This is a genomic window from Nonomuraea lactucae (assembly GCF_003313395.1).
GTDB classification, from domain to species: Bacteria; Actinomycetota; Actinomycetes; order Streptosporangiales; family Streptosporangiaceae; genus Nonomuraea; species Nonomuraea lactucae.
In genome coordinates, this window is the sequence record NZ_QNFZ01000176.1 from 1 (window position 1) to 11,598 (window position 11,598).

Below are 11,598 nucleotides of genomic sequence, written 5' to 3' on the forward strand. Positions count from 1 at the left end.
CGCCCGGCGGACCGGGCCGGCGGCGCGCGCACCGGTACCGCCAGCGCGGGCCGTCGGCGCGCACGGACATGTCCGACCAGAAGTACGGGAGCCGGAAACCGGCCCTGCCCGCGAGCGCGGCGACCAGGCGGCCCGCGTCCAGCGAGAAGAACCAGACCCCGTTGCGGCCCCGCGCGTCGCGGACGTAGGTGCGGACGTTCGTCTCGGGGAAGAGCGACAGCCAGGGCAGGGCCGGCACGCCCGGCGGGCGCACCCCCTCCATGCGGAACAGGGCCAGGCCCACCCACGCCGCGCCGTCGAACGGCTCCACCTCAAGGCCCGGAGGCAGCAGCGACCCCACGGCCTCGACCGGATAGCGCCAGTGCAGGAACGTCATGTGCGACCACCGCTGGTACATGACCGGGCGGGCGACCCTCGGTGTGGGACGGACGCGCATGGCCCGGATCGTACCCGGGCGATCGCCGGGACACGCGATGCTGTGGTGAGAATTCACCACAAATGGTGAATCGAGGCCACGAACGGGCTGGTCGGTCCCCCCTAGCGTGGACGCATGACCACGAGTTATCCCCTTCTCCCCTCCGTGCGGGTGGCGCGGTTCGTGGCTCAGGGGTTCCTGCGCCTCGACGCGGTCGTGCCCGAGGAGCTGAACACAGAAGGCATCAGCGCACTGGCCGCGGGCATGCCGGACGTGCCGTACGGGATCCCGATCGCCGAGGCGTTTCCTCCCGGGACGTTCACGAGCCGCCTCATCGGCCTGCCCGCCGTCGCCGGAGCGCTGCGGAGCCTCCTCGGCCCGGACCCCACCGTCGACCACCACCACGTGCACGTGCGCGAGCCGCACGGCGGCGAGGCGCAGCCGCTGCACGGCGACGCCATCATCGACACCCGCCCGGACGCGTTCGACGTGCAGCTCATGTACTACCCGCACGAGGTGACCGCCGAGATGGGCGGCACCCTGCTCGTGCCGGGCAGCCACCTGCGCCGCACCAACGAGACCGACACCGGGCGCTACCAGAACCTGCGCGGCCAGATCCGGCTCACCTGCCCGGCGGGCACGGTGCTCCTGCTCCACCACGGCATCTGGCACGCCGGGCGGCGCAACGACAGCGACCGCCTCAGGTACATGTACAAGATCCGGTTCAACCCGACGGCGCCCCAGGTGCGGACCTGGGACACCGCCGACCTGGCCGATCCGGCGGTCGCGGCCGAGCTGGACGCCCGGTTCCCCTGGTACGAGGACGCCACCGGCCGCCTGGAGATCTACAACCGGGTCGCCCTGTGGCGGGCGATGACCGGCGACACGACCTTCGACATCGACCACTGGGCGACCCGCGTGAGCAACCGCCCGCGGAGGACCGCATGAAGCAGCAGGTCCTGGTCCTGTACCTGGCCACCTCGGCGCTGGACGCCGACGTCGTCGGCTGGGCCGCCTACGACGGCACCGGCCGGACGAACCCGACGACGGGAGACGGCGACCAGCCGCCCTACAGGACGGGGGTGGCCGCGCTCCGCGACGGCTGGCGCCTGTTGCAGGCGTCCCAGCTCATCCCGCCCTACCCGGGGCACGAGTACGACATGTCCTTCCTCAAGCACGAGTTCTTCTTCGAGAAGCTGGAACAGTAGGTTCGTCACCATGGAGACGGTGGACGTGCCGCTGCGCGAACCACCCGTCGTGGTCAACGCCGGGATCGGCGTCCACGGGGTGAGCGGCTTGCTGGACGTCTTCCTGCTGCCCGACCTGTGGCAGCTCCACCTGTACGGCTACACCGCCGAGCTGACGGTGGGGGGCACCACGCACCCCATCAGGCCCGGTCACGTGAGCCTGATCCCGCCCGGGGCGCAGGTGACCTACCGCTACGGCGGGCGGTCGGAGCACGTGTACGCGCACCTGCGCCTGCCCGCCGGGGGCGAGCCGCGCACGGTGCCCGTGATGCAGCACGCGGGCGCGCAGACGCCGCTGCTGTCCAGCCTGATGAGGCATGCCGTGACGGTCGCGCCCAGCACGCCCGTCCAGGCCGCCGCCGACGTGTGGACGGTGTTGTGGCGGGTCGCCCACCTGTCGGGCGCCGGCGGGCCGCACGCCGCCTTCGCCTCGGCGGTCGCCCACATCGAGGCGTGCCTGGCCGAGCCGCTGACCGTGCCGCGCATCGCGCGGGCGGCCGGGGTCTCGCAGAACCACCTGGGGCGGCTCTTCCGAGCGGAGACGGGCGACACCGTGGTGGCCTACGTCCGGCGGCGTCGCATGGAACGTGCCAGGCACCTGCTCGGCGAGTCGACGCTGCCCATCCCGGCGGTGGCGGCTGCGGTGGGCATCGCCGACTTGCAGGCGTTCAACAAGGCCTGCCGCCGGGAGCTGGGCCTGTCGCCCCGCGCGATCCGGGCGGGAGGCGGGCCCGCAGACCCTAGCCGCCCGCTCCGGTGAGGGCCAGGGCCAGCACCAGGCCGAACGCGCCCGCGCCCAGCCCGGCCGCCACGCTGACGACGGCGTTGGCCACGGCGACGACGCGCGCCCCGTCCTCAAGCAGGCGCAGCGTCTCGTAGCCGAAGGTGGAGTACGTGGTCAGGGCCCCGCAGAACCCGGCACCGGCGCCCGCCATCACCATGTGGTGGGCGGGCAGCGCGGCCAGGAAGCCCAGCAGGGCCGAGCCGGCGAGGTTGACGGTGAAGGTGCCCCAGGGGAAGACGGTGTTGTACCGGGACCGGATGAGCCGGTCGGCCAGGTAGCGGAGCGGCGCGCCGAGCGCGGCGCCGAGCACGACGAGCAGGGCGGTCATCGGGCCGGTCCTTCCTCCGCGCGGCCGGCGAGCAGCCGGGCGGTCGAGCGGGTGAGCGCGCTGCCCGCCCAGACCGCGGCCAGCGCCGTGACGGGGGTGGCGACCAGGTACAGCAGCGCGGTGCGCGCGCTGCCGGCCAGCAGCAGCGATCCGGTCTCGACGACATAGGTGGAGAACGTGGTGAACCCGCCCAGCACCCCCACCCCCAGCAGGGGCCGTACCCAGGCGGGCGCCTGCCGGAGCTCGGTGATGGTCACCATGAGCACGCCGATCAGCAGGCAGCCGGAGGCGTTGACCGCGAACGTGGTCCACGGGAACACCGCGGGCGGCTGCGGGAACGTGACGCCGAGCCCGTACCGGGTCAGGGCGCCCAGCACGCCGCCGAGCGAGACCACCGCGAGCGTCCCTCGCAGCGCGCGCAGGGACACGCCCGGCTCCGCGGGCCGGTGCGTGCCGGAACGGGCCACGGGCCTCCTCCTCAGGGTCGGAAGCGGTACCCCATGCCCGGCTCGGTGAGCAGGTGCACCGGGCGGGCGGGGTCGCGTTCGAGCTTCCTGCGCAGCTGCGCCATGTACTGGCGCAGGTAGTGGGTCTCCTTGACGTGCCCGCTGCCCCAGACCTCGGCGAGCATCTGCCGCTGGCTGACCAGCTTGCCGGGATTGCGGAGCAGCAGCGCGACCATCCGCCATTCGGTCGGCGTGAGCCGGACACCGCCGGAGACGGTCTTGCCCGCCAGGTCCACCAGGTGGTCGCCGATCCGCGCCGAGGCCGGCTCGGCGTCGTGGACGGCGGCCCGGCGGGTGGCGGCCCGGACGCGGGCGAGCAGCTCGTCGACGGAGAAGGGTTTGGTCACGTAGTCGTCGGCGCCCGCGTCGAGCGCGTCCACCTTGTCGGGGCTTCCGGCCCGGCCGGACAGCACGACCATCGGTATCGAGGTCCAGCCGCGCAGGCCGTGGATCACGTCGACACCGTCGAGGTCGGGCAGGCCGAGATCGAGGATCACCAGGTCGGGGCGCCAGTCGGCGGCCTGGCGCAGCGCGGAGGCCCCGTCGGCGGCCACCGCGACCTCGTAGTGGCGCGCCACGAGGTTGATGCGGAGCGCTCGCAGGATCTGGGGCTCGTCGTCGACGAGGAGGATGCGGCTCATGGATCTCCGGTTGTGCTGCCGGGCGGCATGCCGGCAATGCCCAGATTACGACCGGTGGCGCGCTCCTCGGTCAGCCGCCTGGGGGTACGCGGGCGTCCGGGGTCTTGATAGGTTGGCCGTGGTGAGCCGGGAAGTCTGGTCGGCATTGTCCTGATCCCTGTGCAGGAAGGCCGTCCGCCGTGCGTGCTCGTGTTCCCGTCCGCGCCCCTCTGACCGTCCCGCTCGACCGGGTGGCCGGCCGATGACGGTCACCGCGTGGCTGGCGGTGGCGGTGTTCCTCGGCGCGTACGCGCTGATCGCCACCGAGAAGGTGCGCCGGGTCGCCGCCGCGCTGGGCGGCGCCGGGATCATGCTGCTGATCCACGCCACCGACTCCGGGGCGGCCTTCTTCTCCGAGCACTCCGGCATCGACTGGAACGTCGTCTTCCTGCTGCTCGGCATGATGGTCATCGTCGGGGTGCTGAAGGAGACGGGTGTCTTCGAGTACCTGGCGATCTGGGCGGCCAAGCGCGCCCGCGGGCGGCCGTTCCGGCTCATGGTGCTGCTGGTGCTGATCACCGCGGTCGCCTCGGCGCTGCTCGACAACGTAACCACCGTGCTGCTGATCGCGCCGGTGACCTTCCTGGTGTGCGAACGGCTGGCGCTGCCGGTGGCGCCGTACCTCATCGCCGAGGCGCTGGCCTCCAACATCGGCGGCACCGCGACGCTGGTCGGCGACCCGCCGAACATCATCATCGCCAGCCGGGGCGGGCTCACGTTCAACGACTTCCTGGTGCACCTGGCGCCGATGGTCGTGGTGCTGATGGCGGTGTTCGTCGGGCTGTGCCGCGTGCTGTTCCGCCGCGCGTTCGTCCACGACGAGGGACGCGCGGCCGAGATCATGCTGCTGGACGAGCGGGAGGCGATCCGCGACCCGCGCCTGCTCTGGCAGTCCCTGGGCGTGCTGGCGGTGGTGATGGCGGGGTTCGTGCTGCACCCGGTGCTGCACTACGAGCCGTCGATCGTGGCGCTGCTCGGCGCGGGGGTGCTGGTGGCCGTCACCAAGGTCACCACCGAGCAGGCCCTGCGCGAGGTCGAGTGGGAGACGCTGGTGTTCTTCGCCGGGCTGTTCATCATGGTCGGCGCGCTGGTCGAGACCGGGGTCATCGAGCGGATCTCCGAGCTGGCCGTCGGCGCCACCGAGGGCAGGCTCGCCTTCACCACCATGCTGCTGCTGTGGGCCTCGGCCGGGCTGTCGGCGATCGTGGACAACATCCCGTACGTGGCCACCATGAGCCCCATCGTCTCCGAGCTGGTGCAGGCGAGCGGCGGCGACGCGCGGGTGCTGTGGTGGGCGCTGGCCTTCGGCGCCGATCTCGGCGGCAACGCCACCGCCGTGGGCGCCGCCGCCAACGTCGTCGTGCTCGGCATCGCCGCGCGCAACCGCACCCCGATCAGCTTCTGGGAGTTCACCAGGTACGGGCTGGTCGTCACGGTGGTCACCGTGGCGCTGGTGACGCCGTACCTGTGGCTGCGTTACCTCTGAGCGTCCACCGGCAGGCGCGCGGGGCCCCGCGCTGCGGGGAAGGCGCGCGGAGCCGACCGGGTGGCCCAGACGGCGACGGCGATGTAGAGCACCTGCTCGGGGATCCGCAGCCAGAGCGGGCTCGCCTCGCCCCCGTTGAACGGCACGTCCGCGAGGGCGGCGTGGACGTTCGCCGGCAGCAGCAGCACGAAGAGCACCGCCAGGCCGTTTCCGGCGATCCAGCGGGCCCTCGTCACGACCAGCCCCACCGCGCCGAGAAGCTCCAGAACGCCGGTGGCGTAGACCATGGCGCTGGGGAACGGCACGAACGGCGGCACCATCCGCACCAGGTCGGCGTGGTTGGGCATGAGGGTGACGCCGGCCGGGACGAAGTGCGCGCCGGCCGTCATGACCAGCATGACGGCCAGGCCGTGCGCCGCGGCGGCCGGCCACGAGGCGAACCGCCTCACGCCCAGCGCGCCCGACCCGCGAAAGCCCAGCAGGGCGACCAAGAGAACGATCGTGGTTTCCACCGCGCTCCTCCTGCCAATTAGATAGTGACACTATCCGATAGTGGATAGTGTCACTATCCTCGCGCGGAGCGGGGATGTCAAGCGACCGAGGAGCTCTGGCGGGTCAGCCCTTGTAGGCGGGGTAGCCGTAGCCGGCGACCTGCGCCTTGGGCCGGCGGCGCTGCTCCACCCTGCCCTCGCCGGTGTTGCCCTCGATCGTGGTGATCGTGCCGTCGCCGTTGTCCTTCTTGACCAGGCCGACGTGGTCGATGCCGCTGATCCGCTTGGCGCCGTCCCAGTCGAAGAAGACGACGGCACCGGGCTTGGCGGCGGCGCCCCAGCGCCTGTTGGCCTTGAACCAGCCCGCGTAGGCCACGGTGTAGGCGTCCCAGCCGACCGTGGGGCGTCCACCGGCCTTCTCGCCCACCCAGGAGACGAACATCGCGCACCACGGCGCGTTGGCGTAGGACCGGACGCTCCCGCCGTCGCGGGCCACGGTCTCGGTGGCGCGGCGCGAGGACATGTACCAGCGGTGGAAGGGGGTCCCGCCGCCGGAGGAGTTCTCCTTGATGCCCACCTGCGACTCGGCGACCCGCAGCAGGGCCTGCGCGGTCAGGACGCGCTGCTGCTTCGGCGCGACGGCGGCCTTCGGACTCGCGGAGCGGGCCTTCACCTGGCCGTACGCCTTGACGTGCCCCTTGACCTGCGCCTGTGCCTTGACGTGCGCCTTGACCTGCGCCGGTGCCTGGGCGTGGGCCTTGGCCTGCGGCAGCGCGTACGCCTGCACCCGGGCGGGGTGGCCGGCGGCGGAGGCCGGGACGTCCGCGCCGAACGCGGCGGTGCCCGTGAGGGCCGCGCCCGCCACGACGGTCAGGCCGACGGCGAGCCGGGGGAGGTTCGCGGGCACGAGGGTACGGGGAAGGACGTGCTTGGTCATGCTGGGGTCTGCTCCTTGCTTCCATGCCGCCTACCGGGTTAGCTGACGGATTCGGGCGTGGAAGTGCCCTACGGGAAGCCGCTCGTGGCGGTCGTCCCGATTCACCCCAGTGGAGATTGGGTCCCCGGTTCCGCGGAGTACCGCGGATTCGGCGGCCGCACCGCCCCCCTGCGAAAGTGGTCGTACAGGGTGGTCCATGCGCGGTCTCGGCGATGTGCTGAGGCGTCACCCGGCGGTTGTGCCGAATGCCGGACGTGCGCCTCGAGTCCCCCAAACGTAAGCGAAACGTATAGAGGATGGCAAACGCTGGCTGGGACAGCACAACGGAATCCCCTGCTCCACGGGGGATTCGGGGCTCGATTCTTTACCTAAGGCCTGATGCGGCGGGCGATATGGCCGCCGTAGGTAAAGGGCCGCCACGCGGGAGCCGATCAAGCCCCCGGCCGCGTATCTAAGAGCGGCGCCCCACTTTCACGAGTTGTTCAACCTCCGACAATCGGCCCCGGGCACGCAGCGTAACCGTGGCTACACTGCTACCGTCCGTCTCCCCGAGCGAGGTCGTCCATGTCTGCCACCCCTGTCCGGCTGAGCCTTCGCACCGGCCACCACAGTTTCCCCCTGCTCCCCAGCCCCGCGGAGGGCTGATGAAGCGCATCCTGGGCACCGCACGGAGCCGGGTCGCCGCGGCGTCCGCCGTGGTCGTCGCCGTCCCTCTCCTGGCGTACGGCATGCCCGCGCTGGCGCTGGCCGGTGAGGTGCCGCCCGACACCAGCGCGGGCGGCGTCGACATCGGCGGGCTCTCCCCGCAGGAGGCCCGGGCCAGGCTGGAGGAGGCGTACGGCCGCCTCGGACCGCTGGCCGTCGAGGCCGCGGGCAGGACGGTCAGGATGCGGCCCCGGGACCTCGGCGTCACGCTCGACGCGGGCGCGACGGTCGCGCGGGCCATGGACGGCTCCACCACTCCCGCGGGCGTCGCGCGGTCGCTCTTCGGCACCCGCACCGTGCCCCCGGCGATCCTGGTGGACGACAGGCGGCTGAGCAGGGAGATCGCCGAACTGGCGAGGAAGATCGACAGGAAGCCTCAGGAGGGCCACATCGCCTACCGCGGCCTGGAGCCGCAGGCCACCATGCCGAAGACGGGCCGCGCGCTCGACCGGCCGGCAGCCGCGCGGGCGATCCGGGACGCCTTTCTCGCCCGCCGCGACGAGGTGACCCTGCCGATGCGCGAGGTGCCACCGGCGGTGCCGGCGGCCAAGGTGCGCGAGGTGGCCGACACCACCGCGCGCTCCGCGGTCGCCGCACCGCTGACCCTGGTCGCCGGGTCGGAGCAGGCGACCCTGTCCCGCTCCCGGCTGGCGTCCGACCTGCGCTTCGTGCCCGACGGACGGGGCGGGCTGCGCCCCTCGTACGACGTGTCCGAGGCCGTGGACGACGTGCGGGGCGAGCTCATCGAGGAGGACCAGCGACCGAGGGACGCCACGTTCAGGATCGCGAAGGGCCGGCCGCAGGTCGTGCCGAGCCGCCCCGGCCGCGACATCGACCCCGACGCGCTGGGCAAGGCCATCGGCACCGCCCTGGCGACCGGTGAGCGCACGGTGAACGTCCCGGTCACCGAGGCCCGCCCCGGGCTGACCACCGAGAAGGCCAGGAGGCTCGGGGTGAGGCAGCGGGTCAGCACCTACACCACCAACCACCCCTGCTGCGCGCCCCGCGTGACCAACATCCACCGGATCGCCGAGATCGTCGACGGTCACCTGGTCATGCCGGGCCAGACCTTCTCCCTGAACGGCCTGGTGGGCAAGCGCGACCGGGCGCGCGGCTTCGTCAAGGCACCGATGATCATGAACGGCCGGTTCGTCAACGACGTGGGCGGGGGCGTCTCGCAGTTCGCGACCACGATGTTCAACGCGGTGTTCTTCGGCGGGTTCGAGGACGTGCAGCACACGCCGCACCAGTTCTACATCTCCCGCTACCCCGCCGGTCGCGAGTCGACGGTCTCCTACCCGCAGCCGGACTTCCGCTGGCGCAACGACTCCCCGTACGGGGTGCTGATCAAGACGTCGTACACCGACACGTCGATCACCGTGCAGTTCTGGAGCACCAAGCGGTTCGACATCGAGTCGAGGAGTTCGGAGCGCTACAACGTCAAGGACTTCCCCAAGAAGAAGGACTCCGCGCCCGACTGCCTTCCGATGGAGGGCGTCGAGGGCTTCGACATCGACGTGTGGCGGATCTTCAAGAAGGGCGGCGAGGTCGTGCGGAAGCAGCGCTTCCACACGGTCTACCAGCCAGAGCCGCGCCTGACCTGCACGGCCACCGAGACCTGACCGGACCCGTGGCGCGCTCCTACTCGAAGCCGCGCAGCCGGAGGCTGTTGGTGACCACGAAGACGCTGGAGAACGCCATCGCGGCACCGGCGATCATGGGGTTGAGCAGCCCCATGGCGGCCAGCGGCAGGGCGGCCACGTTGTAGGCGAACGCCCAGAACAGGTTGCCCTTGATGGTGCGCAGCGTCCGGCGTGACAGCCGGATGGCGTCGGCCGCCACCCGCAGGTCGCCCCGCACCAGAGTGAGGTCGGACGCCTCGATGGCGACGTCCGTGCCGGTGCCCATGGCCAGGCCGAGGTCGGCCTGGGCGAGCGCGGCGGCGTCGTTGACGCCGTCGCCCACCATGGCGACCGTCCGGCCCTCGGACTGCAGCCGCTTGACCACGTCCACCTTGTCCTTGGGCAGCACGTCGGCGATGACCTCGTCGATGCCGACCTCGGCGGCCACGCTCCTGGCGACGGCCTCGTGGTCGCCGGTCAGCAGCACGGGCGTCAGGCCGAGCTCGCGCAGCCGCCGGACGGCCTCGGCGGAGGTGGGCTTGACCACGTCGGCGACCACCAGGACCGCGCGGGCCTCGCCGTCCCAGCCGACCGCGACGGCCGTGCGACCGGCGTCCTGGGCGGCTTCGAAGCGCCGTTCGAGCTCTGCGGGAAGGTGCTGCGACCACTCGGCGAGCAGCTTGGGGCGGCCGACGAGGACGGCGTGCCCCTCCACGACGCCCTGGACGCCGAGCCCTTCGACGTTGGCGAAGCCGCCGGGGGCGGGCAGGTCGCCGGCCCGGTCGATGGCGGCGCGGGCGATGGCCCGGGCGATGGGATGCTCGGAGGCGTGCTCCAGCGCTCCGGCCAGGCGCAGGACCTCGCCGGGGTCCTGGCCGTCGGCCACGTGCGTCTCGACCAGGCTCATCCTGCCCTCGGTGACGGTGCCGGTCTTGTCCAGCACCACGGTGTCCACCCTGCGGGTCGACTCCAGCACCTCGGGGCCCTTGATGAGGATGCCGAGCTGGGCGCCCCTGCCCGTGCCGACCAGCAGCGCGGTGGGCGTCGCCAGGCCGAGCGCGCAGGGGCAGGCGATGATCAGCACGGCGACCGCCGCGGTGAAGGCGGCCGCGGGCCCCGCGCCGGCTCCCAGCCAGAAGCCCAGGGTGCCTACGGCCAGCGCGATCACGATGGGGACGAACACGCCGGAGATGCGGTCGGCCAGCCGCTGAACCTGCGCCTTGCCCGTCTGGGCCTCCTCCACGAGCCTGGCCATCTGGGCGAGCTGGGTGTCGGCGCCGATCCGGGTGGCGCGGACGACCAGGCGGCCGCCGGCGTTGACGGTGGCGCCGGTGACAGGGTCGCCGGGCCGTACCTCCACCGGGACCGACTCGCCGGTCAGCATGGAGGCGTCGACCGCCGACGAGCCCTCCTCCACCACGCCGTCGGTGGCGATCTTCTCGCCCGGCCGCACCACGAACCTGTCGCCGACGGCGAGCAGGTCGCTGGGGACGCGTACCTCGGCTCCATCACGCAGCACGGCCACGTCCCTGGCGCCCAGCTCCAGCAGGGCCCGTAGGGCGGCGCCCGCGCGGCGCTTGGAGCGGGCCTCGAAGTAGCGCCCGGCCAGGATGAACGCGGTCACTCCCGCGGCGGCCTCCAGGTAGATGTTCATCGAGCCGTCGGTGCGGGCGATCGTGAACTCGAACGGGTGCTTCATCCCCGGCGTGCCCGCCGCGCCGAAGAACAGCGCCCACAGCGACCAGCCGAAGGCGGCGAGCGTGCCCAGCGAGACCAGGGTGTCCATGGTGGCGGCGCCGTGCCGCAGGTTGGTCCAGGCCGCCTTGTGGAACGGCCAGCCGGCGTAGACCACGACCGGCGCGGCGAGCGCGAGCGACAACCACTGCCAGTTGACGAACTGCAGCGCCGGGATCATCGCCATCGCGATCACCGGGATGCCCAGCACGAGCGAGGTGAGCAGCCGCCGGCGCAGCGCGCTCAGCTCGGCGTCCGCCTCCGCCGCGGGTTCGTCGCCGGCGGGCTCCGTCACGGGCGGGGGGGCGGGGAGGGCCGCGGTGTAGCCCGCCTTCTCCACCTCGGCGATCAGGTCACGCGGGTCGAGCCCTTCGGGGAAGGAGACCTTGGCCTTCTCCGTGGCGTAGTTGACCGTCGCGCTCACGCCGTCGAGCTTGTTGAGCTTGCGCTCGATCCGGCTGGCGCAGGACGCGCAGGTCATGCCGCCGATCGACAGCTCGACGGCGCCATGCGGCCTCTCGCCGGTGATGGGTGACATCACCTCTCCTTTCTATCGCGCCGCTGTCGCGCCCGCGTCAGTGGTCGTGGCCGCCGTGCTCGCTGGGCGTCCCGCTGGGGCTGCCGGGCGTCCCGGCGGGGCTCGGCTCGGGGCGCGCCGTGGCG

General features: G+C 72.5%; 12 protein-coding genes and 1 riboswitch. Of the genes, 5 read left to right on the forward strand and 7 right to left on the reverse strand.

The genetic code is table 11. The features are described 5' to 3' along the window. Nucleotides 1-436, reverse strand: a 436-nt coding sequence (locus tag DQW85_RS11585; RefSeq protein ID WP_162794910.1) for a YqjF family protein, incomplete at its 3' end; no start/stop codon positions are given. Between the two features lie 114 nt (nucleotides 437-550). Here DQW85_RS11585 and DQW85_RS11590 point away from each other — a divergent pair. The 3 genes from DQW85_RS11590 to DQW85_RS11600 are packed head-to-tail and all read left to right on the forward strand — an operon-like array spanning nucleotide 551 to nucleotide 2,422. Next, a complete protein-coding gene (locus tag DQW85_RS11590; RefSeq protein WP_205315043.1) occupies nucleotides 551-1,363 on the forward strand; it encodes a phytanoyl-CoA dioxygenase family protein in 813 nt (270 codons plus the stop codon). Next, the gene (locus DQW85_RS11595) at nucleotides 1,360-1,623 is read left to right on the forward strand and encodes a hypothetical protein (RefSeq protein ID WP_113700343.1); all 264 of its coding nucleotides are present in this window, start codon (nucleotides 1,360-1,362) and stop codon (nucleotides 1,621-1,623) included. Before DQW85_RS11590 ends, DQW85_RS11595 begins: the two co-directional genes overlap by 4 nt. Nucleotides 1,624-1,633: 10 nt before the next feature. Then, nucleotides 1,634-2,422, forward strand: a complete 789-nt coding sequence (locus DQW85_RS11600; protein WP_113700344.1) for a helix-turn-helix domain-containing protein — start codon at nucleotides 1,634-1,636, stop codon at nucleotides 2,420-2,422. On the opposite strand, the gene DQW85_RS11605 is transcribed toward DQW85_RS11600, so the two are convergent. From DQW85_RS11605 to DQW85_RS11615, 3 genes are read right to left on the reverse strand one after another with little or no spacing between them, the layout of a single operon-like run. After that, entirely contained in the window at nucleotides 2,403-2,774 is a 372-nt protein-coding gene (locus DQW85_RS11605; RefSeq protein ID WP_113700345.1) for a fluoride efflux transporter FluC, read from the reverse strand. The two genes, DQW85_RS11600 and DQW85_RS11605, sit on opposite strands and share 20 nt — an antisense overlap. After that, nucleotides 2,771-3,241 (reverse strand): fluoride efflux transporter CrcB, encoded by a 471-nt coding sequence (crcB, locus tag DQW85_RS11610; protein WP_113700346.1) that lies wholly within the window; start codon nucleotides 3,239-3,241, stop codon nucleotides 2,771-2,773. Before crcB ends, DQW85_RS11605 begins: the two co-directional genes overlap by 4 nt. Nucleotides 3,242-3,252: 11 nt before the next feature. Continuing rightward, entirely contained in the window at nucleotides 3,253-3,921 is a 669-nt protein-coding gene (locus DQW85_RS11615; protein ID WP_113700347.1) for a response regulator, read from the reverse strand. Nucleotides 3,922-4,162: 241 nt separating this feature from the next. Here DQW85_RS11615 and DQW85_RS11620 point away from each other — a divergent pair, with 241 nt between their 5' ends. Further along, nucleotides 4,163-5,446, forward strand: coding sequence for an ArsB/NhaD family transporter (locus DQW85_RS11620; RefSeq protein WP_113700348.1), 1,284 nt, complete (start codon nucleotides 4,163-4,165; stop codon nucleotides 5,444-5,446). Here the strand turns inward: DQW85_RS11620 and DQW85_RS11625 are convergent. After that, on the reverse strand, nucleotides 5,437-5,958 hold the full coding sequence (locus DQW85_RS11625; protein WP_113700349.1) for a DoxX family protein: 522 nt from the start codon (nucleotides 5,956-5,958) through the stop codon (nucleotides 5,437-5,439). The genes DQW85_RS11620 and DQW85_RS11625 overlap by 10 nt on opposite strands. Before the next feature lie 103 nt (nucleotides 5,959-6,061). Continuing rightward, on the reverse strand, nucleotides 6,062-6,874 hold the full coding sequence (locus DQW85_RS11630; protein ID WP_113700350.1) for a CHAP domain-containing protein: 813 nt from the start codon (nucleotides 6,872-6,874) through the stop codon (nucleotides 6,062-6,064). Between the two features lie 12 nt (nucleotides 6,875-6,886). Then, nucleotides 6,887-7,038: riboswitch (cyclic di-AMP (ydaO/yuaA leader) on the reverse strand. A 480-nt stretch (nucleotides 7,039-7,518) separates the two neighbouring features. Between DQW85_RS11630 and DQW85_RS11635 the strand changes: the two genes are divergently transcribed. Further along, entirely contained in the window at nucleotides 7,519-9,201 is a 1,683-nt protein-coding gene (locus DQW85_RS11635; protein ID WP_113700351.1) for a VanW family protein, read from the forward strand. Between the two features lie 19 nt (nucleotides 9,202-9,220). Here DQW85_RS11635 and DQW85_RS11640 read toward each other — a convergent pair whose 3' ends face one another. Then, entirely contained in the window at nucleotides 9,221-11,473 is a 2,253-nt protein-coding gene (locus DQW85_RS11640) for a heavy metal translocating P-type ATPase (protein WP_113700352.1), read from the reverse strand. Nucleotides 11,474-11,598: the final 125 nt, after the last annotated feature.

Excerpts from the sequence above, each read along its gene's own strand:
- DQW85_RS11590 (WP_205315043.1), top strand. The coding sequence starts at position 551 with ATGACCACGAGTTATCCCCTTCTCCCCTCCGTGCGGGTGGCGCGGTTC.
- DQW85_RS11595 (WP_113700343.1), top strand. The coding sequence starts at position 1,360 with ATGAAGCAGCAGGTCCTGGTCCTGTACCTGGCCACCTCGGCGCTGGAC.
- DQW85_RS11600 (WP_113700344.1), top strand. The coding sequence starts at position 1,634 with ATGGAGACGGTGGACGTGCCGCTGCGCGAACCACCCGTCGTGGTCAAC.
- DQW85_RS11605 (WP_113700345.1), bottom strand. The coding sequence starts at position 2,774 with ATGACCGCCCTGCTCGTCGTGCTCGGCGCCGCGCTCGGCGCGCCGCTC.
- DQW85_RS11615 (WP_113700347.1), bottom strand. The coding sequence starts at position 3,921 with ATGAGCCGCATCCTCCTCGTCGACGACGAGCCCCAGATCCTGCGAGCG.
- DQW85_RS11620 (WP_113700348.1), top strand. The coding sequence starts at position 4,163 with ATGACGGTCACCGCGTGGCTGGCGGTGGCGGTGTTCCTCGGCGCGTAC.
- DQW85_RS11630 (WP_113700350.1), bottom strand. The coding sequence starts at position 6,874 with ATGACCAAGCACGTCCTTCCCCGTACCCTCGTGCCCGCGAACCTCCCC.
- DQW85_RS11635 (WP_113700351.1), top strand. The coding sequence starts at position 7,519 with ATGAAGCGCATCCTGGGCACCGCACGGAGCCGGGTCGCCGCGGCGTCC.
- DQW85_RS11640 (WP_113700352.1), bottom strand. The coding sequence starts at position 11,473 with ATGTCACCCATCACCGGCGAGAGGCCGCATGGCGCCGTCGAGCTGTCG.